Source organism: Bacteroides pyogenes DSM 20611 = JCM 6294, from assembly GCF_000428105.1.
GTDB lineage: Bacteria > Bacteroidota > Bacteroidia > Bacteroidales > Bacteroidaceae > Bacteroides > Bacteroides pyogenes.
On sequence record NZ_ATZH01000046.1, the window covers coordinates 1 to 23,698 of the forward strand.

The following is a 23,698-nucleotide window of genomic DNA, read 5'->3' on the forward strand; positions in this document are numbered from 1 at the left end:
TGTCAATATGGAACGCTTCGGCTGTTATGCTCAAAGCGATGACCTCAAGGTCGGAAAACTTGGGAACTACACCACAACGGGGTATATTTCCGAGCTCATTAACACGATTTCCGGCGAAATCCTTGCAGATTCCGAGAATTCTGACGAAATTTGCTATGAAGTTGCGCATATGCAGATAAATAGTATTCAACGGTTTAGCTACCATTAAATTACTAAAAATCAGTGATATGTGCAACTTTTTCATTTGTAAATATTTAGATTTTTAATTCAACCAACGGGTATCCTAATTGATATTTGCTGATAGATATTCCGGCTATCCGAGAATGGATGCTTGGTATATTCCGTAATACAGACCATATTGAAAAAAGATGTGTCCATGCTTTTACTTTTCCTTTTTTAGTTTACCTTTGTAACCTTAAAAGTAACGATTTTGAATCTGGTTATCGATATAGGAAATACAACGGTAAAAGTGGCTTTGTTCGACAGGGACGGCATGGTTGAAACGTTGGTCGAGTCTAATTGCTCATTAGACTTTCTGAAGCCGTTCTGTGCGAAATATTCCGTGAAGCGGGGCATTATAGCTACTGTCGTCGATTTGGACGAGACTTTACGTGCACAGCTTGCTTTTCTGCCGTTTCCTTTGTTGTGGCTCGATAATAAAACCCCTTTGCCCGTAATCAATCTTTACGAAACGCCCGAGACGCTTGGTTACGATCGGATAGCTGCCGTAGTGGGTGCAAACGGTGAATACCCCGATAATGACTTGCTGGTAATTGATGCAGGTACTTGCATTACTTACGAATTTATAGACGCCCAGGGAAGATATCACGGCGGAAATATTTCACCCGGTATGCAGATGCGTTTTAAAGCGCTTCATCAGTTTACGGGACGCCTCCCGCTGGTGGCGCCCGAAGGACGGAAACCCGCTATGGGAAACGATACCGAGACGGCCATTCGTGCAGGCGTACTGAAAGGAATGGAGTATGAAATTTCAGGTTATATTACTGCCATGAAGTATAAATATCCTGAACTTTTGGTTTTTTTAACGGGTGGAGATGAATTTTCTTTTGATACAAGCGTAAAAAGTATCATCTTTGCAGATAGATTTTTAGTGTTGAAAGGATTAAATAGAATTTTAAACTATAATAATGACAGGATTTAAACAGACCCTATGTACGCTTCTGTTCACAATGGTTACCGGAGTGGCGGTCGCTCAAAATAATACAAATTCCCCTTATACACGATATGGCTACGGCGACCTGTCCGATCAAAACTTTGGAAACAGCAAAGCTATGGGGGGGATTGCTTTCGGACTTCGTGACGGAGCGCAGATAAATCCGCTGAATCCTGCCTCGTATACTGCGATTGATTCGTTGACATGCTTGTTTGAAGGAGGTGTTAGTCTACAGAATATGAACATCAGCCATAATGGGATGAAGCTGAATGCCAAGAATTCGAGTTTCGATTATTTGGCGATGCAATTTCGTTTGCGCCCTTGGCTGGCTATGACTTTAGGACTTTTGCCATTCTCTAATGTGGGATATGACGTTTCTGACACTCAAACAACAGATAACGGGTTGACTTATGCCCGTAATTTTACAGGAAGCGGTAGTTTATATCAAGTATATGGCGGCTTGGGGATGAAAATAAAAAAGAACTTGTCGGTGGGTGTGAATGTCTCTTATTTCTGGGGCGACATAGACCGTTCTCAATCAATGTTCTACCCCGGAATGTCGTCTAATGTTTATTCGTATAGAAGGAAAACCAGCTTGTCTATTTCAGACTATAAATTGGACTTCGGCTTGCAATATACGATGCCTTTGGGGAAAAATCGTTCAGTGACGCTAGGAACGGTCTATTCTCCGAAGCACAAATTGAATAGCGATCAGGATATTCTGACTATGCTTTCAACTGATAATGAATCAGGAGGCATAACCAATAAAAGTACCGATATAGCGATGGAGTTGCCCAATAGCTTCGGGGCTGGTTTCACTTATAAGTACGACGGTCATTTCATTGTCGGACTTGATTATAGCTTCCAGCAATGGTCGAAAACTAAAAATACAATAACGACAGACGATACGGCCGTACGTAAAGATTTTGAGTCGACGTATGATTTTTGCAATCGTTCGAAAATATCGTTGGGCGGGGAATATATCCCTAATCCTTCGGGGCGTTCATACTTCGGTCATATAAAGTATCGTTTGGGCGCGTATTATGCCACTCCTTATTATAAAGTCGATGGTAAAAGAGCCGCTCAGGAGTATGGAGTCACCGCCGGATTCGGTTTGCCTGTGCCGCGTTCCCGATCCATCTTGAGCATCAGCGGACAGTTTGTACACGTTAAAGCGAAAGAGTCGAATCTGCTCACTGAAAATATTTTCCGTGTGAACATCGGATTGACATTTAACGAACGCTGGTTCTTCAAACGCAGAGTGGAGTAATTGATTTTGAGAGAAATAGATGATATAGTAATAATAACTAAAATTTAGATACAATGAAAATTAAGACGCTTGTGGCTATACTGTTCCTGTCGGCAGGAGCAACGACTGTGGTGGCACAGAATGATGCGGCTAACTGTAATTCGAACAGCAGTATCTCTCATGAGGCTGTACGCGCAGGAAGTTTTAAAGATGCATATCTTCCTTGGAAAGCTGTGCTGGAAAATTGTCCCACACTCCGTTTTTATACTTTTACCGATGGGTATAAAATCCTGAAAGGTTTGTTAGGACAAATTAGTGATAAGAATTCGCCTGAATATAAGAAATATTTCGACGAATTGATGAATACGCATGATTTGCGTATGAAATATACTCCCGATTTTCTTGAAAAAGGGGTTAAAGTGTCTTCTGTAGACGAAGCGTTGGGAATTAAAGCGGTAGATTATATCGCTTTGGCTCCGTCGATAGATGTTAATCTGGCATACAAATGGTTGAGTGAGTCGGTGAACGCAGTGAAAGGCGAATCGGCAGGCGCTACTCTTTTCTATTTTTTGCAGATGTCTCTCGATAAACTGAAAACGGATTCCAATCATAAAGAGCAGTTTATTCAAGACTATTTGGCCGCTTCGGAATATGTAGACGTAGCTTTGGCTTCTGCTGAAAAAGAGAATGTGAAGAAGTCTTTGCAAGGTATTAAAGATAACTTGGTGGCTTTGTTTATCAATAGCGGAACAGCCGATTGCGAATCTTTGCAGGCAATCTATGCACCAAAAGTAGAAACGAATCAGAATGATTTGGCTTATCTGAAGAAGGTGATCGATATTATGAAAATGATGAAATGCACCGATAGCGAAGCTTATTTACAGGCATCTTACTATGTGTATAAAATGGATCCTACTCCCGATGCTGCTACCGGATGCGCTTATCAGGCCTTTAAGAAAGGCGATATCGATGCTGCGGTAAAATTCTTTGATGAAGCTATTAATTTGGAAAGCGATAATCAAAATAAAGCTGAGAAAGCTTATGCGGCAGCGGCAGTTCTGGCTTCTGCAAAGAAGTTGTCTCAGGCAAGAACTTACTGCCAAAAGGCAATCAGTTATAATGGGAATTATGGAGCTCCTTATATCTTAATTGCTAATTTGTATGCTACCAGCCCTAATTGGAGTGACGAACCCGCATTGAACAAATGTACTTATTTTGCGGTAATCGACAAACTACAACAAGCTAAGGCGGTTGATCCGAGTGTGGCTGAAGAAGCGAATAAGCTGATTGCCAGATACGCTGCCCATACTCCTCAGGCGAAAGACCTCTTTATGTTGGGATATAAGCAAGGCGATCGTATTACAATTGGCGGTTGGATCGGAGAGACTACAACGATTAGATAATTTTTATGTCGCGAAAACGAAGTATCCGTTTATTGCATAAAAGCATGAGCATAACAATTGCCTTTGGGGCAATTGTTATGCTTCTTTTATTTTCCTCCTGCAATGATAAAAAAAAGGCTTTAGGAGTTGCCATTACCGAACGCGATTCTTTGCCTGTCTTGAATACGCTTGGGGTGACAAGCCTTATCTCGGATTCGGGCGTGACTCGCTATCGTATAAAAACGGAGGAATGGTTAGTGTACGATAGAAAGCGTCCTTCTTATTGGGCGTTCGAAAAAGGAGTCTATTTGGAGCAGTTCGATTCTCTGCTTCATGTGGAGGCTAGTATCAAGGCTGATACAGCTTATTATTACGACCGGGAGAAGCTCTGGAAATTGATGGGGCACGTGGATATACGAAACCGGAAAGGCGAACGGTTTAATACCGAGTTGTTGTATTGGAATCAGAACGATCGAAAGGTATATTCGGACAAGTTCATACGTATTCAGCAACCCGACCGAATTATTACAGGTTACGGGTTTGATTCCAACGAGCAAATGACTGTTTATGTGATTCACAATATAGGAGCAGTCATTGATGTAGACGACTCCGCTCCTGTAGCTCCACCGGATTCATTGAAAAAAGATTCTGCGAAATAACTATGAATATTTATCTTTCTCTTATCATTACGATGGCATTCTCCGCTTTCTTTTCGGGCATGGAGATTGCTTTTGTATCGGTAGACAAATTGCGTTTTGAGGTGGATCGGAAGGGGACTGTCTCCTCTCGAATACTTTCTACTTTTTTTAAAAGTCCCAATGAATTTATTTCTACTATGTTGGTGGGAAATAATATTGCATTGGTTATTTACGGTATTTTGATGGCTCAGATTATCGGTGATGCTTTTCTGACAGGTGTTGTCGAAAATCATTTCCTGATGGTTTTGATCCAGACTGTTATTTCCACTTTAGTCATTCTCGTCACCGGAGAATTTCTTCCCAAGACATTGTTTAAAATCAATCCTAATTGGGTTTTAAACGTCTTTGCTGTTCCTTTGTTTTTTTGTTATGTAGTTTTATACCCCGTTTCTAAGTTTTCTTCAGGTTTGTCATATTTCTTTTTGAGGCTTTTCGGCTTAAAGGTGAATAAAGAAGTCTCGAGTAAGGCCTTTAGTAAAATTGATCTGGACTATTTTATTCAAACAGGTATTGATAATGCGGAGAATCAAGAAGACTTGGATACGGAAGTGAAGATTTTTCAGAACGCACTTGATTTTTCCAGTGTCAAGATACGCGATTGTATTGTGCCTCGTACGGAGATTGTGGCGGTAGATGTGAGTGCTTCGCTCGAAGAGTTGAAAAACAGGTTTATCGAATCGGGCATTTCAAAAATTATTGTTTACGATGGCAATATAGACAATGTCGTGGGCTATATTCATTCGTCGGAAATGTTCCGGAATCCCAAAGAATGGCGGAACAATGTGACGAATGTGCCTATTGTGCCTGAAACAATGGCTGCTAACAAGTTAATGAAGTTGTTCATGCAACAGAAGAAAACAATTGCTGTGGTGGTAGATGAATTCGGGGGAACAGCAGGCATTGTTTCGCTGGAAGATTTGGTTGAGGAAATATTCGGCGATATAGAGGATGAACATGACAATACTTCTTACATTTGTAAAGAGATTGGTGAAGATGAATATATTCTGTCGGCCCGTTTGGAAATAGGCAAGGTTAACGAGATGTTTGGTCTTAATTTGCCTGAATCCGACGATTATCTCACGGTAGGTGGCTTAATCTTGAATCAGTACCAGAGTTTGCCGAAATTGCACGATTTGATTCAAGTAGACAGGTATCAGTTTAAAATTATTAAGGTGACAGCCACTAAAATAGAACTTGTTCGGCTCAAAGTCCTGGAATAATTTCGACATCCATGATTTTTTTGCGTAATAAATAGACGCATAATTGCATTTTTTGTATCTTCGTGCGCTAAAATGACTAAGAAAAGAAATAATATAAACATAAATCGTATTAGTAAAAATGGCAACATTACAAAACATTAGGTCTAAAGGGCCTTTATTGGTGATTGTTATCGGCGTGGCGCTGTTTGCTTTCATTGCGGGGGATGCTTGGAAGGTTTTGCAGCCGCATCAGTCGCATGACGTAGGTGAGGTGAACGGAGATGCTCTTTCAGCTCAGGAGTATCAGGGATTGGTAGAAGAATATACCGAAGTGGTTAAACTTTCACGCGGTGTAAGCGCTTTGAACGATGAGCAAACCAATCAGGTACGCGATGAGGTATGGCGTTCTTATGTTAACAATAAATTGATCGAAAAAGAAGTAAAAAGCTTGGGAATTACTGTATCTCCGGCTGAGATTCAAGACATCTTAAAGGCAGGAGTTCATCCTTTGCTGCAACAGACTCCGTTCCGGAATCCGCAAACAGGCAAGTTCGACAGAGATATGCTCAATAAGTTCCTCGTGGAGTATTCGAGGATGAAAGGTTCGCAAGCGTCGGAACAGTATGCGGCTCTGTACAAATATTGGTCGTTTATTGAAAAAACGTTAGTTCAAAGCCGTTTGGCTGAGAAGTATCAAACGTTGGTTGCCAAAGCGCTTTTGTCTAATCCTGTAGAAGCTCAAGCAACTTTCGACGGCAGAACGAGTCAATATGATTTGCTGTTCACTGCTGTTCCTTATTCTTTTGTGCCCGACTCTGCTGTTTCTGTGAAAGAATCGGAGCTTAAAGAATTGTATAACAAAAAGAAGGAACAATTCAAACAGTATCAGGAAACCCGTGATATCAAATATGTGGATGTTCAAGTGACTGCCAGCGCGGAAGACAAGGCGGCTATTCAGAAAGAGGTAGACGAGGCAACAGAACAATTGGCCGGTGTCACAGAAGATTATACAGCTTTTATCCGTAGCACCGGATCTGAGGTTCCTTATGTCGATTTGTTGTCCAATAAGACGGCTTTGCCTTCGGATGTGGCCGCACGTTTGGATTCCGCCTCTATCGGTTCTGTTTACGGACCTTACTATAATGGTTCCGACAATACGATCAACTCATTCAAGGTGTTGGCGAAAGGAGCTGCAGCCGATTCTGTCCAATTCCGTCAAATTCAGGTGATTGCTGAAGACGCTGCAAAGACAAAAGCTTTATCAGACAGTATTTATACAGCCTTGAAAGGAGGCGCAGATTTTGTTGAATTGGCTAAGAAATACGGTCAGACAGGCGAATCTAATTGGTTGACTGCTGCGCAATACGAGGGTGCTCAGCTTGACGGAGATAATTTGAAATTTATTTCAACTGTTGTCAACGCCGGTGTCAACGAGCTGGTAAAACTGCCTATGGCTCAGGTGGATGTTATTTTGCAGGTGACCAACAAGAAAGCGGTGAAAGATAAATATAAAGTGGCTGTAATCAAGCGTGAAGTGGAATTTAGCAAAGAAACATACAACCGTGCTTATAATGATTTCAGCCAGTTTGTTGCTGCTAACCCAACCTTGGAAAAGATGACCGCGAATGCAGAAGAGGCGGGATACAAGTTGCTTGACAGATCGGATGTTTCTGCTGCTGAGCATGGTATTGGCGGTGTGAGGGGAACAAAGGAAGCATTAAGATGGGTGTTCAGCGCCAAACCGGGTGATGTTTCCGGCCTGTATGAATGTGGAGAAAGTGACCATTTGATGGCAGTGGCATTGGTAAATGTCACTCCCGAAGGCTATCGTCCCTTGAAAGATGTACAGGAAATCTTGAAAGCCGAAATCGTAAAAGAAAAGAAAGCGGAGAAGATAATGGCGGATATGAAAGCTGCCAATGCATCGACATTGGATCAATATAAAGCGATGCCGGGTGCAGTAAGCGATTCATTGAAAATGGTGACTTTTGCCGCTCCGGCATATGTGCCTTCATTGCGTAGCAGCGAATCGTTGGTAGGCGCTTATGCTTCAGTTGCCGAAGCCGATAAGTTGAGCGAGCCGATCAAAGGTAATGCCGGCGTTTTTGTGCTGCAGATGTACGGCAAAGAGAAAACTAACGAAACTTTTGATGTTAAGGAAGAAGAAAATGTATTGACTAATATGCATGCGCGTTTTGCCAGCCGTATGATGAATGATTTGTATCTGAAGGGCAAAGTGAAAGATACTCGTTATTTGTTCTTCTAAATCATTACCTATAATTCTTTCGATAAATTTTGAGAGAAATAAATTAGCAAGGGGTTGTTCAGGGAATTTTTGGACAGCCCCTTTGCTTTTGTGAGCATAGGTCCAAAAGAGAGCTTCCGGAGAAAGTTACAGATACGTATGTTTCATCCTTTGCTTTTTCGGGGGTGTTCCGAAAGTGCATTCTCCGTTTGAAACCAAACGGGCGTTTTCGGAGAGCTTTTGTTGGCGTTTATGACAACTTTTGCAGCTTCGCTTTGCAGAAATCGACTTTATTTCCTTACATTTGCAAATATAAAGTGTAAAGAGCAAAATAGAATGTCTAAATATCCCCTCCTTGGAATGACGTTGGCAGAGTTGCAGTCTGTAGCGAAAAGACTGGGTATGCCCGGCTTTGCCGCCAAGCAGATCGCATCCTGGCTTTACGATAAGAAAGTTGTTTCAATCGATGAAATGACCAATCTTTCGTTGAAGCACAGGAACTTGTTAAAGCAGAATTATGAGGTAGGCGCAATGTCACCCGTAGATGAAATGCGTTCTGTCGACGGGACGGTGAAGTACTTGTATAGGGTCGGCGATCATTTTGTCGAGTCGGTATATATCCCCGACGAAGACCGTGCTACGCTTTGCGTCTCTTCGCAGGTGGGCTGTAAGATGAATTGTCGCTTTTGCATGACGGGTAAACAAGGATATACCGTCAGTTTGACAGCTCATCAGATTATCAACCAAATACATTCGCTGCCCGAACGGGATAAGCTGACCAATGTGGTGATGATGGGGATGGGAGAACCCCTCGATAATTTAGACGAGCTTTTGAAAGCGCTGGATGTGCTCACCGCTTCGTATGGCTATGCGTGGAGTCCTAAACGTATCACTGTGTCCACGGTAGGGTTGCGGAAGGGATTGCGGCGTTTTATCGAAGAGAATGAATGCCATCTCGCAATAAGCTTGCATTCTCCGGTTGGCCGGCAACGCGCGGAACTGATGCCGGCCGAGAAAGCGTTTCCGGCGACCGAAATTGTGGAACTTCTGAAAAACTATGATTTCAGTAAGCAACGGAGGCTCTCGTTCGAGTATATCATGTTTAAGGGGGTGAACGATTCGCAAGTCTATGCCAAAGAACTTTTAAAGCTTCTTCGGGGCTTGGATTGCCGTATGAACCTGATTCGTTTTCATGCCATACCCGGAGTTGACCTCGAAGGTTCCGATATGGAGACAATCACCCGTTTCCGCGATTATCTGACTTCGCACGGCTTGTTCACTACCATTCGCGCCTCCAGAGGAGAAGACATCTTTGCCGCCTGCGGCATGTTGTCGACAGCCAAACAAGAAAAAAAGAATCACATTAACATATAAAACCGAACATCATGAAAAAGTATTTCTCTCTTTTTAGCCTGGCTCTGGCTGTCGTCGTGCTTGCTTCCTGTGTTGGCGGGAACCCGCTTGCGAGCGGACGTCCGTTTGAGATATTAGTCGTAGTCGATCAAGATGTGTGGGAACGTCCTGCAGGAAGAGCTTTGCATGATGTGCTCGATACGGATGTGCCGGGTTTGCCTCAGTCCGAACCGTCTTTCCGCATTATGTATACCGCCCCGAAAAATTATGATTCGACTTTAAAATTGATTCGTAATATTGTTATAGTAGACATACAAGATATTTATACGAAAGCTTCTTTTAAGTTTGCGAGAGATGTGTATGCCGCCCAGCAGATGATTTTGACCATTCAGGCTCCCGATGAAGAAGAATTCCGCAAGTTTGTGGCGGAAAACAAACAAGTCATTATCGACTTCTTTACACGCGTAGAGATGAATCGCCAGATATCTTTGCTGGAAAAGAAACACAGCGCGATGATTTCGAATAAGGCAGATAGTTTGTTCGGCTGTGAAGTGTGGTTGCCTGCGGAGTTGAGCTATTCGAAAACAGGCGTGGATTTTCTGTGGGTATCTACGAATACTGCCAGTGCCGATCGTAACTTTGTGATGTACTCTTACCCGTATACCGACAAAGATACGTTTACCAAAAAGTTTTTCATACAGAAACGCGACTCTGTGATGAAAGCCAATATTCCCGGTTATAAAGAAGGTGTGTACATGATGACCGACTCTTTGTTGACAGATGTTCGTGCCATCAGTGTACACAATGAATACACGATGGAAGTACGCGGTCTGTGGCGTATGAAAGGAGACTTCATGGGCGGCCCGTATGTCTCTCACACTCGTTTGGACAGTAAGAACAACCGGATTATTACAGCCGAGATATTTGTTTATTCACCCGATAAAATGAAACGAAACCTGGTTCGCCAAATGGAGGCGTCTCTCTACACGTTGAAACTTCCCGGCGAAGTTCAGCAAAGTCGGATACCTCTGGGGGTAAAAGACGGGGAACAACTTAAAAAACAAGAAAATGGAAAATAATAAGATAAGGATAGGCATCACTCAGGGAGATATTAACGGTGTGGGATATGAAGTTATTTTGAAAACGTTTGCAGATCCGGTCATGCTGGAACTTTGCACTCCCATTATTTACGGTTCTCCGAAAGTAGCCGCGTATCATCGCAAATCTTTGGATTTGTCTGCCAATTTCAGTATCATCAACTCTGCTTCCGAAGCTTCCTATAATCGTTTGAGCGTAGTCAATTGTTCGGATGATGAGGTAAAGGTGGAGTTTTCAAAACCCGATCCGGAGGCGGGAAAAGCTGCTTTCGACTCTTTGAAACGCGCGATAGAAGAATACCGCGAAGGATTGATCGACGCAATCGTGACGGCACCTATCAATAAGCATACGATTCAGTCGGAGGAGTTTGTTTTCCCCGGTCATACGGAGTATATCGAGGAGCAATTAGGAAACGGGAACAAGGCATTGATGATCTTGATGAAAGGCGATTTCCGGATGGCTTTGGTTACCACCCATATTCCTGTGAAAGATATTGCGGCTACCATAACCAAGGAGTTGATTCAAGAGAAACTGATGATATTCCACCGTTGCCTGAAGCAGGATTTCGGTATCGGCGCTCCCCGTATCGCCGTTCTCTCTCTTAATCCGCATGCCGGAGACGGCGGATTGCTCGGGACGGAAGAGCAGGATATCATTATCCCAGCGATGAAAGAGCTGGCGGATAAGAAGATTCTTTGTTACGGCCCTTATGCAGCCGACGGCTTCATGGGATCGGGCAATTATTCTCACTTCGACGGAATTCTGGCGATGTATCACGACCAGGGATTGGCTCCATTCAAAGCTTTGGCCATGGACGACGGTGTAAATTATACGGCGGGGCTTCCCGTTGTAAGAACTTCGCCTGCACACGGCACCGCCTACGATATCGCCGGCAAGGGAGTGGCAAGTGAAGACTCTTTCCGACAGGCTGTTTATGCGGCTATCGATGTGTTCCGAAATCGTCGGCGGGAGAAAGAAGCGCGCACCAATCCTTTGCGGAAACAATATTACGAAAAGCGCGACGACAGCGACAAGCTGAAGTTGGATGTAGTGGCAGACGAAGATTAAGAGTCTGGCGGTTTTAATGATAGGCGAACGGGAGACTGAGTTCCTGTTTGGCAAATCACTAAATGATAATTATAGTAATGACAAAGACGGAAATACAGCAAGTGAAACTGCGTTTCGGTATTATTGGCAATACCGAGGCGTTGTTGCGTGCCATCGATATTGCAATTCAGGTAGCGCCTACCGATTTGTCTGTACTGATCACCGGAGAAAGCGGTGTGGGAAAAGAAAGTTTTCCGCAAATCATTCATCAGTACAGCCGGAGAAAACACGGGCAGTATATTGCAGTGAATTGCGGAGCTATCCCCGAAGGAACAATCGATTCGGAACTCTTCGGTCATGAGAAGGGAGCCTTTACCGGAGCAATCGGTGAACGCAAAGGATATTTCGGAGAAGCCGATGGCGGAACAATCTTTCTTGATGAAGTGGGAGAGTTGCCGTTGCCTACTCAAGCCCGCTTGCTTCGTGTGTTGGAGAGCGGCGAATTTATTAAAGTAGGGTCGTCTAAGGTTCAGAAGACAGATGTCCGTATTGTTGCGGCTACGAATGTGAATCTCACTCAAGCCATTGCCGAAGGACGTTTCCGGGAAGATTTGTATTACCGGCTCAACACTGTTCCCATTCAGGTGCCTCCTTTGCGTGAAAGAGGCGAAGATGTGTTTTTGTTGTTCCGGAAATTTGCGGCAGACTTTGCCGAACGATACCGGATGCCGGCTATTCAACTCACAGAAGATGCGAAGCGCTTGCTGCTTGATTATTCGTGGCCGGGAAATGTGCGCCAATTGAAGAATATCACCGAACAGATATCGATTATTGAAACGAACCGGGAAATTACAGGAGCTATCTTGCAAACCTATCTCCCCGCACAGAACACCCAGCGGCTTCCGGCATTATTGGGGAAGCACGAAAGCAAAAGTTTTGAGAGCGAACGTGAAATACTCTACTCGGTCTTGTTCGATATGCGGCAGGAAGTGGCCGAATTGAAGAAGATGGTGCATAACCTGATGGGCGAACGGACGGGGCAAATGATGGCTGCTTCCGTAATTGCCCCGCAACCCGTCATGCCGGCCATTATTCATCCTATTCATCCTGTACAGAAAGAAGAAGACGATGATATACAAGATACCGAAGAGTATGTGGAGGAAACTCTCTCTTTGGATGAAGCCGAAAAAGAGTTGATACGAAAGGCGCTCGACAAACATCACGGGAAACGGAAAAGTGCGGCAAAAGATCTGAATATTTCGGAGCGTACCCTTTATAGAAAAATAAAAGAATATGGATTGGATTAAAAGAAGAATATATATCCTGTTGTTGCCGGCATTGCTGTCGATGGCTTTTGCCTGTAGCGTGTCTTACAAGTTTAACGGCTCGTCTATCAATTACGATAAGGTGAAAACAATTTCCATTACCGAGTTTCCCATCAAGTCGGAGTATGTGTATGCTCCTTTGGCGACAAAGTTTAATGAAGACTTAAAAGATATCTTTATCAGGCAGACGCGTTTGCAAATGGTCAGACCCAATCAAAATGCCGACTTGCAGATTGACGGTGAAATTACCGGTTACAATCAATACAACCAAGCCGTATCTGCCGACGGGTATTCTTCGGAAACCAAATTGACGATTACCGTAAACGTTCGTTTTGTCAACAACACGAATCATGCCGAAGACTTCGAACAGCAGTTTACCGCTTTCCGTACTTACGATTCCCGGCAATTGCTGACAGCCGTGCAAGACGTTCTGATTGCCGAAATGACCAAAGAGATAACCGACCAAATATTTAATGCGACTGTCGCAAACTGGTAATTTAATTTAAATGACTTCCGCCAACCTTCAAGAATGGATTGAGCATCCCGAAAAACTCGATAGGGATACGCTGTACGAGCTACGCAATATGCTTGCGAGATATCCTTATTTCCAGACGCTCCGCCTGCTGTATCTCAAAAATTTATATATCCTTCACGATATCAGTTTTGGGACGGAGTTGCGTAAGTCCGTTTTGTATGCGGCTGACCGACAAAAACTGTTTTACCTCATCGAGGGCGGAAATTTTGCCATACAGCCGCGAAAAGAGAATATTGCAGCTGAAGAGGCTGTCGAAGAGGAACCTTCTGTCGACCGTACGTTGGCTTTGATCGACGCTTTTTTGGCTAACGCTCCTGAAGAAATAACCAATCAAACGGGTTTGCCCGATTACAGTACGGACTATACGGCTTACCTGTTGCAGGATGAAGCGGCGGGTGAAGTTGCCGAACCGCACCATCGGCTGAAGGGATACGAGCTGATCGACCATTTCATCGAGAATAGCGAAAAAGATGCTCTTTTGCCGATGAGAGGGGGAACTGACAATTCTTCGGCAGGATTGTCGCGCAATGATTCGGAACCTTCTGCCGACCCGGAGTATGATGTTACAGTGCATGAGAAAGAAATAAAGTCGGGAAACGAGAATGTTGCAGTGCATAAAGAAGTAAGCACATGCGCCGAAAGTATTCAAGATGATCGGGTGGAGAAAGAAGACGAGGATGACAGCTGTTTTACTGAAACTTTAGCTAAAATATACATAAAACAGCAACGATATTCGAAAGCTCTTGAAATAATTAAAAAATTAAGTTTGAAATATCCAAAAAAAAACGCTTACTTTGCAGACCAAATCCGTTTTTTAGAGAAATTGATTATTAACGCTAATTCAAAATAACTAAAGATGTACTTATTATTGATTATTTTAATGGTTATAGCATCCTTGTTGATGTGCTTCATTGTGCTGATTCAGAATTCGAAAGGAGGCGGTCTGGCTTCCGGTTTCTCTTCATCCAATGCAATTATGGGTGTGCGTAAGACTACCGATTTTCTAGAAAAAGCGACATGGTTCCTGGCTGCTTTCATGGTTGTGATGAGCATTGCCGCAGCTTATGCCCTTCCGAGTGCTTCGGCAACGCAGGATGTGGTGTTGGAACAAGCACAGAAAGATGAACAGACTAACCCGTATAACATGCCTGCCGGTACGGACGCTCCGAAAACCGACGAAGTGCCCGCTCAATCAGAGCCTGCCACAGAGACTCCGGCGCCTGTTGCAGAATAGCCTCAGGCTTTTCTGTCGGTAGCTGTTATACTTGATTTGATAGGCGAAGCGGTAACTCTGTCCGGGTTGCGGCTTCGCTTACTTTTTTGCGCCGGATTTATTATTAACTAACTATTTATAATTTAATAAAATGGAAACTACAAACGGACTTCATCAAACATTAAGAGATTCGAGCGCAGCGCGTTGGACTGCTTTGTTGCTATTAGCTTCGGCCATGTTCTGCTCTTATATTTTTATGGACATACTGTCGCCTATAAAAGATTTGATGCAGTCGACCCGCGGCTGGGACTCCACGGCATTCGGAACAATGCAGGGAGCTGAAACTTTTCTTAATGTATTTGTCTTCTTCCTTATTTTTGCGGGTATCATCTTGGATAAGATGGGAGTTCGTTTTACTGCTATTCTGTCCGGAGCGGTCATGCTTGTAGGGGCAATCATCAATTGGTATGCAGTAACGGAAATGTTTATTGGCAGCGGATTGGAAAGATGGTTTACCAATAATCTGAACTATATACCGGGATTCGATGAGCTGGGTATTTCTCCTTTTTATGAAGGAATGCCCGCTTCGGCTAAGTTTGCGGCTTGCGGCTTTATGATTTTCGGTTGTGGGGTAGAAATGGCAGGCATTACAGCGTCTCGCGGAATCGTAAAGTGGTTTAAAGGCCGTGAGATGGCTTTGGCTATGGGGTCGGAGATGGCTTTGGCGCGGCTGGGAGTGGCCACCTGTATGATATTCTCTCCCGTATTTGCCAAGTTAGGCGGAAACATCGATGTTTCCCGGTCGGTGGCTTTTGGAGTCGTGCTGCTGATGATTGCGCTGATCATGTTCATCGTTTATTATTTTATGGATAAGAAACTGGACATGCAAACGGGCGAGTCGGAAGAAAAGGACGAACCTTTCAAGGTGAGTGATTTGGGAAAGATACTTTCGAGCGGAGGCTTCTGGGTTGTGGCATTGCTTTGCGTGCTTTATTATTCGGCTATTTTTCCGTTTCAAAAGTATGCGGTGAACATGTTGCAATGTAATTTGACTTTTAAAGAAATCGATCCTTCTTCTTTTTGGGCAACCAATACCGTGACGGTCATTCAGTATTGCATCATGCTGGTGGTAGCGGCCGCTGCGTTTGCCAGCAATTTCTCCAAGCGTAAAGCGAAGAAATATGGCCTGCTTATCCTGGCTTCCTTGGCTCTGGTGCTTTTCTGCTGGATGGGTTACAAACGCCAAAGCGCGGAAACGGTATTTGCGGTATTCCCTATTTTAGCTGTCGGCATCACCCCCATATTGGGAAATTATGTAGACCATAAAGGAAAGGCTGCGACCATGCTGGTCATGGGTTCGTTGCTGCTCATTGCCTGTCATCTGATTTTTGCTTTTGTTCTTCCGGAGCTTAGAGGGAATGTCGTTGGAGGTTTTGTTGTCGCTTATCTTACCATTCTTGTGCTGGGGGCGAGCTTCTCTTTGGTGCCCGCTTCTTTATGGCCGAGTGTGCCGAAGCTGGTCGATGCGAACATCATCGGCAGCGCTTATGCCCTCATTTTCTGGATTCAAAATATCGGGTTATGGCTTTTCCCGTTGCTTATAGGTAAAGTTCTCGATAAAACCAATCCGCAATTGGTGGCTGATTTGCGTGACGGAGTCATTACTGCCGAAGAGGCGGCTATCTCTTACGATTACACTATGCCGTTGGTGATGTTGGCAGGATTGGGAGTCGCCGCTCTTATCTTGGGTTTTGTGCTTAAGGTAGTCGACAGGAAGAAAGGCTACGGGCTGGAGCTTCCCAATATCAAAGAGTAAGCAGGCAAAACCAAAATATTTGCTATTGGTTGCAGTTCGGCAAAGCAGGTAAGGTCTAAACAGTTTTTTGAATGGCTATGGCTTCTAAAGAGAAAGTGAATCTGTTGCAGGTTATTCCCTGTCGTAGTCCGCGCATCACAACATGTAAGGAAGGAGAGGAGACCGTTCTCTCCTTTCCTCGTTTTAAGAATGCGTGGATAAATCGTTATTTACTGCCGAAAGGCGTATCGAAAGAATTTCATGTTCGTCTGGAGAAACATGGAACGGCTGTATGGGAACTTATAGACGGAAGACGAACGGCAGGTGAAATTATAGAAAAACTCGCGGCGCACTTCGGCAACGAAGCGGGCTACGAGTCGCGTATTGCTTCTTTTCTTTTTCAGTTGCGGAAAGACGGCTTTATAAAACTGACCGTCATTGAATGAAAAGCTTCCATAGAATAAAGAACAGGGCTACTGTGATACCGAATATAATGAGGGTTCCCCATGTGAAGTAGCGCGCGTCTTTTTCTTTTTTTATTTTCGTCTCTTTAATGATGTATTCCATTTCTTCGGGCGTAGTATCCGGCATGGAAAGAGAATTCCCCATCTGCATCTTCTTCAATTGCTGATTTCTCCGTTCGCGGTTTAAGCGAGAAGCTTCTCTTCCTTGACGGAGCCGATGGATCATATCAAGCATGTGTCCTTCGCCGCCCATGTCTTTTTCGTTTTAAGTTTTTATCTGTTGTCTTCCCGATCTATTTTCAACAACCCTCCGGTAGAAGTGTCGAAATAGACTTTGATGGTAGAGTTCTTGTTGAACAATACCGGAGCCAGATATTCCACAATCCCGAATTGAGTGACGGGTATTTCTCCTTCGTAGAGTTTCTTCCTGCCGTCTGTCAGTGTCACCAAAGCTTGTCCCGGCACGTTGTAAGCTATCCCCTCGAGCTTTTTCTTTTTCTTTTCGTCTTCTTCGGGGATGTTTATTTTCTTCAGGTCTTTCAGACTGATGTAGTAAGGCTCGCCTGCGAGGTCGTTAACGGCTACTATACCCAATTTTCTGGAGAAACGGAAAGCTATTTCTTTGTCGAATTCTTTGTCAGGCGTCAGGCGGACCGTGAAAGTTCTGACCTCTTCATCGCGTGTGCCGGAGAACATTTCCGTCATCGCCTCTTCCTGCTTGTTCAGGTTGTCGAGCATAATTTTCAGCTGGGCGCCGTCTTGCGGCATATTGTCGGCCTGCCCGCGGAGAAGTGCGTTTCTGCTTTCGCGGATGTTGTATATTTCTTTGGCTACCAGTTCCGCCATTTTCGCGGTGGAGTTGGTCATAAGAATTTCTTCGGTGAGGAAATCGCGCGGATTCGTCTTTCGGCGTGTTGCCGCAACAAGCGGCTCCATCCTCTTTTCTTTTCCTCCGCCATAGGGTACATTGATCGATTCCACAATTCCGTCTTCCGTAAGCGTGAGCAGGGGAGCCACTGTCTTGTCTTTCATCTTGACGAAGTAAGTCGCTTCGCTATCGGGGATTCCCGCCGATCTGACCTTTATCCCGCTCAGCTCCCAGTATTCTTCGGCAACGACGGGAACGTCGGACATACGTAAGTAGCGGTCGGCATATTTGCCGAACTCTCCGGGCGTATAGCTGATTTTCTTCGCTTTTATCTCAATTTCGATTTCAGTTTTCGGCAGCATGTATACCACGCCGTAATCTTTTCCGCGAGTCACTCCTGTGAGAACTTCCGTTTGCGCATGGGCGGAAGTTGCCATCAGCAGGCCTGTCGCTATAATTAACTTTTTCATATTCGGTTCTTTTTCTTGGTTTAAAAAAACAAAGTTAATGAAGTTCCGCATAAACCGCTAAGTTCTTAACGTTTATTCGCTTACGGTTTTTCTTTTATTTGCCTGTCAATTGCCGGCGGTGTATAAGATAGGTCGTGACAAAGAGCTTGACTTTTTCTTTTATTCGCCTATCAATTGCCAGGCCTTTGGCAGATTGGAAACGATATCGCTTGCGATCAGTCCCGTCATTCCTTTCTTTTTTTGCGCGAGGTTCCCCGCCAGTCCGTGTATGTATGTTCCTATTTTGCACGCTTCTTCCGCCGTATATCCTTGTGCGGTCAAGGCTAAAACAATTCCGGTCAACACATCTCCGCTACCGCCTGTCGCCATACCCGGATTTCCCGTCGGGTTGAAGTAGCACTTTCCTTCGGGAGTGATGATGGCAGAGTAAGCCCCTTTTAAAATGATGTGTACGTCGGCAGTCTGCGCCAGTTCGCGGGCTTTGGCCAGACGCTCGTAAGAATCCTGACATTTGCCTGCGAGACGCTCCAGCTCTTTGGGGTGAGGCGTGAGGATACAGCCTTTGGGCAAATGAGTCAGCTCATGCCGATGATTGGCGATGATGTTGAGCGCGTCGGCATCCAGCACCATCGGAGTCTGACACTGTGTCAACAATTGGAGCAACGCCATCTCCGTCTCCGCGCTTCGCCCCAATCCGGGCCCGATGCCGACGGCCTGGTAGTCGTCCGTGTCGGTGGGCGAGGCGAAGCATGTCTCACTTCCGTCTGCTTCCACCATTGCTTCGGGAACAGCTGTCTGGAGGATGTCGTTGTTGCATGCCGGAGCGTGTACCGTAAGCAGTCCCACACCCGAGCGGAGACAAGCGCGAGCCGCCAAAACCGAAGCGCCGGCCATTCCTTTCGAGCCGGCGATTAAAAGAGCGTGCCCGAAGTTTCCTTTGTGGGCAAACCGGTTCCTTGGTTTCATCAGGTAGCGGATGTCTTCCGTTTCCAGTATTTCGTAATCTGTCTCGATTTCTTCGATGCCTTTCTTGCTCAACCCGATGTCCAATATTTCCCATTCGCCGATAAACTCCGCGTTTTCGGGAAACAGGAAAGCCAGTTTGGGAAATTGCAGGCTGAAAGTGACATCGGCGCGAATAATATTGGTTTTGACGTTGAACGTGTTCTCTTCTCCCATCAGGCCCGAAGGAATGTCGATCGACGCCACCGTTGCCGGTGAGGCGTTGATGTATTTCACAACCGCCGCGAATCCGCCGCTCAACGGCTTGTTCAGTCCCGAACCGAACAGACCGTCGATTACCAGATGTTCGGCAGTCAGTGTCGGGGGTGCGAACTGTGTGCTGATTTCATGAAAATCCACCTCCTCCATCATCTCCACCAATTCCTTGTTCGTTTGGCAGTCCGGCGAAAGTTTTCCTTTGATGTTGAAAAGGAAAACCTCTGTTTTATATCCTTTCTCCGCCATCATCCGGGCCACAGCCAGCGCGTCTCCTCCATTGTTGCCCGGTCCGGCAAAAAATGTTACCGGCGTTTCCGTGCCCCATCTTTCGGTTATTTCTTTGGTAAGGGCCTGCGCAGCCCGCTCCATCAGGTCGATAGATGCAATCGGTTCATGTTCAATGGTATATGCGTCCAGCTTTTTTATACTGCCGGTAGGGAATATTTTCATTGTAATGTATTTTGGGGTTTATCGAGAGACAAATTTACGGAAAAACTCCGAGAATCGGCTGAAATCGGCTGTTATTTCGCACTTCTTCTCCGCTATGAATTGCCTTTGGGAAGAATAAAAGCTCCGTTTCATCGGAATGAAGGCTCTGTTTTGCCGAAATGAAGGCTCTGTTTTGCCGCAATGAAAGCTCTGTTTTGCCGCAATGAAAGCTCTGTTTCGCCGCAATGAAAGCTCTGTTTTGCCGCAATGAAAGCTCCGTTTTGCCGAAATGAAGGCTCTGTTTTGCCGCAATGAAGGCTCTGTTTTGCCGCAATGAAAGCTCTGTTTTGCCGCAATGAAGGCTCCGTTTTGCCGCAATGAAAATTTTGTTTCCCCGATGCGAACACTCTGTTTCATCAGCATGAAACAAAGTGTTTCTGCTGATGAAACTTTAGTTTCCCATCGGGGAAACTAAAGAACGTCTGTGGTTTAATGTTTTTAGTCGATGTATTGTTTGGAGCGAATGGTGGGGTAGCTTAAGTTTTTTACTGCTTTTTTCGCCCTTATCGGTAAGCGGAAGCGACTCCGCCCGTCGTTAAGCTTGTTGGGACCGACCGTCTGAATTGTAATCGTGCCGGTGTGCTTGCGTTCCATTCCTTCCTGTGATTGAGGAAATGAGAGCACGTTCGGAGCCGGACGGCAGAAGACCGGTTTACTCCCATTTATATTCTTCGTTATACGATTCGAACGCGGGTTCTTCCCGAATGCCTTTTTCATGGAAAAGTTGCCGGATAAATTCCTGCTCTTCCGGAGTCAGGTAAGATTCGTCGCGGTAGAAGCGGTAGTATTTCGTTCTGCCGAAATGAGCGATGAGGCGTTTCTTCATTTCTTGCGCCGATTGGTGCGGAACGTTGTCGAGCAAATGCCTGATGCCCCGTGCTACACGTATTTTCTCCGCAGGTTTGAAAAAGAGGCAATGTGTGGTATCGGCAGGAATACACATGGGATTTACAACATCGATGAACGGATTGTCGGCGGTATCGTGGCGTGCGACGATGCCACGCAGACAGTCGGCAGCTTTCGGACATTGGCTGTTGAGGCAGCGCGCAAAATTGTATGGCGCCGACAAGTTGTTGGTTTGTGCTTTCATAATCATTATATTGTTTTCACTGGTTTGAACCGAGACGTGCGGAGCTTCGTTTCTCTCCGCTCCCGTCTACGGTTTGCAAAGATAATGTAATTCGGCAGAAAAACTCCTTTTTGCCGGTTGTAAACAATGACAATCTGCATGTGAAAAGCGGATCTTCCGGCAAGCCGCTGATGATGAAGAAGATGCGATGAGAATCGAACCCTTGCAAAGCAGCCCCCGATGGATAAAGGAACAATGAGCGCCCCGATGAAACAGGTGCTCGGAAGCATGGAGAGCGAATGCCGGCGGGTGTGTTTCTCTTCCGGGTGGCTGAATGGATTATTCGTTTTCCCTTCGGTTGCACGATATAATGGTTGCGGAGACAAGAAAGAATAAAAATAATCGTTTTTCGGAAAATATATCATTCTGTTTTCTTCTGTCTGTATACTTTTTTATACTTTTGTGCCCGATTAAAAAAGCAGCAACTACATGAAGACAAGCGAATCTTTATTGTCCGTTACCCAATTTATTGCAGAATATTCGGCTCATTTGATGGGAGCCGGCGTGCATACTTCGCGCGTGGTACGAAACTCCAAACGCATCGGAAAAGCTTTTGATGTAGAGGTCACATTGGCCGTGTTCCACAAAAATATTATGTTGACCATTATTGATGTCGAAACCCGTGAATCTTGCCATGAAGTGGTCGATATCGCTCCCCATCCCATCAGCTTCGAGCACAACTCCGAATTGAGCGCGTTGAGTTGGGAAGCTTTAGACAAGCGTCTGTCGTTGGAAGAATTGCGTGAAAAGTACCGGAAGATTGTCTCGGCGCCGATAATACACCCGCTCTTTGTACTGATATTGGTAGGCTTTGCCAACGCCTCGTTCTGTAAATTATTCGGTGGCGACCTTATTTCAATGAGCATTGTCTTTTCGGCTACCGTCACCGGCATGTTCTTAAAGCAGCAGATGCAAAAGAAGAAAATCAATCATTACATTGTTTTCATCGTTTCGGCATTCGTCGCTTCCCTCTGCGCCTCCACCTCTTTGATATTCCATACCACTTCCGAAATAGCCATGGCTACGAGTGTTCTCTATTTAGTTCCCGGAGTGCCGCTCATTAACGGAGTGATCGATGTCGTAGAAGGTTATGTGCTGACCGGCTTTTCGCGCCTGACGGAGGCTTCGTTGCTCATCATCAGCATTGCCATCGGGCTTTCTCTCACTTTATTAATGGTAAAAAACAGTTTGATTTGAATATGATAGCATTAGACATTCTCACCGACGGATTCTTTGCGGCAGTAGCCGGTATCGGCTTTGGCGCCATATCCGATCCCCCTTTGCGGGCATTTAAAATGATTGCGGTATTGGCGGCGTTGGGGCATGCTTGCCGCTTTTGCCTCATGACCTACTTAGGCGTCGACATTGCCACAGCTTCTTTGTTTGCCGGACTTGTTATCGGTTTCGGAAGTTTGTGGCTGGGCAAGAAAGTGTATTGCCCGATGACGGTGCTTTATATCCCCGCGCTGCTTCCGATGATTCCGGGAAAGTTTGCCTACAACATGGTGTTTTCGCTCATCATGTGCCTGCAGACGGTGCATGAGCCGGATAAACTTCAGAAGTATATGGAGATGTTTTTCTCGAACAGCCTTATAGCCGGTACGGTTATTTTTATGTTGGCTGTGGGAGCTTCGTTCCCGATGTTTCTGTTTCCTCACAGAGCCTTTTCATTAACCAGGCATTGAATAAAATTAAAACGTTATGGAAATTTTTTGGAGAACAATTGCTTATTATAATTCGGCTACCTGGATTTTACAGATACTGATTGTTTTATTGGGATTTGCGTTGACGGCCATGCTTGTGCGCAAGCCGCTTCCCCGAGTGAAGATTGCCATGAAGCTATATATGATTGCCCTTTATTCGTGGATTGCCGTGGCCTATTATTTCATCTATTGCGAGGAACGGAGTTACAATGGCGTAATGGCCATGTTTTGGGGCGTGATGGCAGTGATATGGATATGGGATCTCATTACGGGATATACCACGTTCGAACGGATGCATAAGTACGATGCGTTGTCGTATTTCCTGCTCGCCATGCCTTTTGTCTATCCTTTGGTCTCTTTGGCGCGCGGACTTGAATTCCCCGAAATGACTTCGCCGGTGATGCCTTGCTCGGTAGTCGTGTTCACCATCGGACTATTATTATTGTTTGCCCGCAAAGTGAACATGTTTCTGGTGCTTTTCCTTTGTCATTGGTCGCTCATCGGTTTGTCGAAGACTTACTTTTTCCGGATACCGGAAGATTTCTTGCTGGCGAGCGCCACCATTCCCGGACTTTATCTCTTTTTCAGGGAATACTTTCTGAACAATCTGCATGCCGATACCAAGCCAAAGGCGAAATACATCAACTGGCTGCTGCTTTTCGTTTGTGTGGGCGTGGCTGTCTTGCTTACCGGCACTCTTTTCCTGGAATTGACAACAAAGAGCTGATGGTGCGTAACTCATTTTCCGCAGAATAAGCGCGCGTTGTTCTGCCCGACGACGGCTTCGAGGTAAACACCGCAGGAATCTTGTCCGCGAAAGAATTGATAAAATATGACGATTTTTATTTGAGATATAAAAAATATGGCTACCTTTGCACTACTGTTTCGGCAAGGCATTGCAGAGCGGATATAAATGCGGTAATAGCTCAGTTGGTAGAGCACTAGCTTCCCAAGCTGGGGGTCGCGAGTTCGAGCCTCGTTTACCGCTCTTTTTGAAAATCAGGCAGTTACAATATTTTGTAGCTGTTTTTTTTGTGTCAT

24 protein-coding genes, 1 tRNA gene and 1 pseudogene are annotated in these 23,698 nt (G+C 45.1%); 20 read left to right on the forward strand and 6 right to left on the reverse strand.

The features are described 5' to 3' along the window. Nucleotides 1–244, reverse strand: a pseudogene (locus C234_RS18060) (IS982 family transposase); the annotation flags it as partial. A gap of 183 nt (nucleotides 245–427) precedes the next feature. On the opposite strand from C234_RS18060, the gene C234_RS0111605 reads away from it, so the two are divergent. The 15 genes from C234_RS0111605 to C234_RS0111675 all read left to right on the forward strand — a co-directional run bounded on the left by C234_RS0111605 (nucleotide 428) and on the right by C234_RS0111675 (nucleotide 16,759). After that, nucleotides 428–1,162: a type III pantothenate kinase gene (locus C234_RS0111605; protein WP_392387614.1), complete on the forward strand. Its 735-nt coding sequence runs from the start codon at nucleotides 428–430 to the stop codon at nucleotides 1,160–1,162. Next, nucleotides 1,149–2,444 carry a BamG family beta-barrel-assembly machinery protein gene (gene bamG / locus C234_RS0111610; protein ID WP_027325909.1) on the forward strand — a complete coding sequence of 432 codons (1,296 nt, stop codon included), beginning with the start codon at nucleotides 1,149–1,151 and terminating at the stop codon, nucleotides 2,442–2,444. Before C234_RS0111605 ends, bamG begins: the two co-directional genes overlap by 14 nt. Nucleotides 2,445–2,497: 53 nt before the next feature. Continuing rightward, a complete protein-coding gene (locus tag C234_RS0111615; RefSeq protein ID WP_027325910.1) occupies nucleotides 2,498–3,826 on the forward strand; it encodes a hypothetical protein in 1,329 nt (442 codons plus the stop codon). Nucleotides 3,827–3,870: 44 nt separating this feature from the next. Next, nucleotides 3,871–4,464, forward strand: a complete 594-nt coding sequence (gene lptC / locus C234_RS0111620; protein WP_027325911.1) for an LPS export ABC transporter periplasmic protein LptC — start codon at nucleotides 3,871–3,873, stop codon at nucleotides 4,462–4,464. A 2-nt stretch (nucleotides 4,465–4,466) separates the two neighbouring features. Beyond that, nucleotides 4,467–5,723 carry a hemolysin family protein gene (locus C234_RS0111625; protein ID WP_027325912.1) on the forward strand — a complete coding sequence of 419 codons (1,257 nt, stop codon included), beginning with the start codon at nucleotides 4,467–4,469 and terminating at the stop codon, nucleotides 5,721–5,723. Nucleotides 5,724–5,841: 118 nt separating this feature from the next. Further along, nucleotides 5,842–7,968: a peptidylprolyl isomerase gene (locus tag C234_RS0111630; protein WP_027325913.1), complete on the forward strand. Its 2,127-nt coding sequence runs from the start codon at nucleotides 5,842–5,844 to the stop codon at nucleotides 7,966–7,968. Nucleotides 7,969–8,283: 315 nt separating this feature from the next. Continuing rightward, on the forward strand, nucleotides 8,284–9,321 hold the full coding sequence (gene rlmN / locus C234_RS0111635) for a dual-specificity RNA methyltransferase RlmN (protein ID WP_021644515.1): 1,038 nt from the start codon (nucleotides 8,284–8,286) through the stop codon (nucleotides 9,319–9,321). Nucleotides 9,322–9,332: 11 nt separating this feature from the next. After that, nucleotides 9,333–10,379 (forward strand): DUF4837 family protein, encoded by a 1,047-nt coding sequence (locus tag C234_RS0111640; RefSeq protein WP_027325914.1) that lies wholly within the window; start codon nucleotides 9,333–9,335, stop codon nucleotides 10,377–10,379. Continuing rightward, nucleotides 10,369–11,466 (forward strand): 4-hydroxythreonine-4-phosphate dehydrogenase PdxA, encoded by a 1,098-nt coding sequence (gene pdxA / locus C234_RS0111645; RefSeq protein ID WP_027325915.1) that lies wholly within the window; start codon nucleotides 10,369–10,371, stop codon nucleotides 11,464–11,466. The genes C234_RS0111640 and pdxA overlap by 11 nt, the downstream gene beginning before the upstream one ends. 77 nt (nucleotides 11,467–11,543) lie before the next feature. After that, nucleotides 11,544–12,752, forward strand: a complete 1,209-nt coding sequence (locus C234_RS0111650) for a sigma-54 interaction domain-containing protein (protein ID WP_027325916.1) — start codon at nucleotides 11,544–11,546, stop codon at nucleotides 12,750–12,752. Beyond that, complete coding sequence (gene lptE, locus C234_RS0111655; RefSeq protein WP_021644511.1) at nucleotides 12,739–13,266, forward strand: LPS assembly lipoprotein LptE; 528 nt, start codon at nucleotides 12,739–12,741, stop codon at nucleotides 13,264–13,266. Before C234_RS0111650 ends, lptE begins: the two co-directional genes overlap by 14 nt. Before the next feature lie 10 nt (nucleotides 13,267–13,276). Beyond that, nucleotides 13,277–14,155 (forward strand): hypothetical protein, encoded by an 879-nt coding sequence (locus tag C234_RS0111660; protein WP_027325917.1) that lies wholly within the window; start codon nucleotides 13,277–13,279, stop codon nucleotides 14,153–14,155. A 6-nt stretch (nucleotides 14,156–14,161) separates the two neighbouring features. Then, nucleotides 14,162–14,539 (forward strand): preprotein translocase subunit SecG, encoded by a 378-nt coding sequence (gene secG / locus C234_RS0111665; RefSeq protein ID WP_021644509.1) that lies wholly within the window; start codon nucleotides 14,162–14,164, stop codon nucleotides 14,537–14,539. Nucleotides 14,540–14,669: 130 nt separating this feature from the next. Continuing rightward, a complete protein-coding gene (locus C234_RS0111670) occupies nucleotides 14,670–16,334 on the forward strand; it encodes an MFS transporter (protein WP_021644508.1) in 1,665 nt (554 codons plus the stop codon). A 77-nt stretch (nucleotides 16,335–16,411) separates the two neighbouring features. After that, a complete protein-coding gene (locus tag C234_RS0111675; protein WP_027325918.1) occupies nucleotides 16,412–16,759 on the forward strand; it encodes a PqqD family protein in 348 nt (115 codons plus the stop codon). Here the strand turns inward: C234_RS0111675 and C234_RS0111680 are convergent. The 5 genes from C234_RS0111680 to C234_RS0111700 form a co-directional block, all read right to left on the reverse strand. Beyond that, nucleotides 16,749–17,030 carry a hypothetical protein gene (locus C234_RS0111680; protein WP_021644506.1) on the reverse strand — a complete coding sequence of 94 codons (282 nt, stop codon included), beginning with the start codon at nucleotides 17,028–17,030 and terminating at the stop codon, nucleotides 16,749–16,751. The genes C234_RS0111675 and C234_RS0111680 overlap by 11 nt on opposite strands. A 20-nt stretch (nucleotides 17,031–17,050) precedes the next feature. Further along, the gene (locus C234_RS0111685) at nucleotides 17,051–18,115 is read right to left on the reverse strand and encodes a DUF4831 family protein (protein ID WP_027325919.1); all 1,065 of its coding nucleotides are present in this window, start codon (nucleotides 18,113–18,115) and stop codon (nucleotides 17,051–17,053) included. A 159-nt stretch (nucleotides 18,116–18,274) separates the two neighbouring features. Further along, on the reverse strand, nucleotides 18,275–19,786 hold the full coding sequence (locus C234_RS0111690) for a bifunctional ADP-dependent NAD(P)H-hydrate dehydratase/NAD(P)H-hydrate epimerase (RefSeq protein WP_027325920.1): 1,512 nt from the start codon (nucleotides 19,784–19,786) through the stop codon (nucleotides 18,275–18,277). A 477-nt stretch (nucleotides 19,787–20,263) separates the two neighbouring features. Then, nucleotides 20,264–20,419 (reverse strand): hypothetical protein, encoded by a 156-nt coding sequence (locus tag C234_RS17540; RefSeq protein WP_154656418.1) that lies wholly within the window; start codon nucleotides 20,417–20,419, stop codon nucleotides 20,264–20,266. A 58-nt stretch (nucleotides 20,420–20,477) separates the two neighbouring features. Next, a complete protein-coding gene (locus C234_RS0111700) occupies nucleotides 20,478–20,915 on the reverse strand; it encodes a DUF6078 family protein (RefSeq protein WP_027325922.1) in 438 nt (145 codons plus the stop codon). A 219-nt stretch (nucleotides 20,916–21,134) separates the two neighbouring features. On the opposite strand from C234_RS0111700, the gene C234_RS17545 reads away from it, so the two are divergent. The 5 genes from C234_RS17545 (at nucleotide 21,135) to C234_RS0111730 (ending at nucleotide 23,645) form a co-directional block, all read left to right on the forward strand. Further along, nucleotides 21,135–21,290: a hypothetical protein gene (locus C234_RS17545; RefSeq protein WP_154656419.1), complete on the forward strand. Its 156-nt coding sequence runs from the start codon at nucleotides 21,135–21,137 to the stop codon at nucleotides 21,288–21,290. Nucleotides 21,291–21,383: 93 nt separating this feature from the next. Next, nucleotides 21,384–22,151, forward strand: a complete 768-nt coding sequence (locus tag C234_RS0111715) for a threonine/serine exporter family protein (protein WP_027325924.1) — start codon at nucleotides 21,384–21,386, stop codon at nucleotides 22,149–22,151. A gap of 2 nt (nucleotides 22,152–22,153) precedes the next feature. Further along, on the forward strand, nucleotides 22,154–22,639 hold the full coding sequence (locus tag C234_RS0111720; RefSeq protein WP_027325925.1) for a threonine/serine exporter family protein: 486 nt from the start codon (nucleotides 22,154–22,156) through the stop codon (nucleotides 22,637–22,639). A gap of 16 nt (nucleotides 22,640–22,655) precedes the next feature. Continuing rightward, entirely contained in the window at nucleotides 22,656–23,384 is a 729-nt protein-coding gene (locus C234_RS0111725; protein ID WP_027325926.1) for a DUF6064 family protein, read from the forward strand. Between the two features lie 188 nt (nucleotides 23,385–23,572). Beyond that, nucleotides 23,573–23,645 (forward strand) — tRNA-Gly (locus C234_RS0111730). The last annotated feature ends 53 nt before the right edge of the window (nucleotides 23,646–23,698 follow it).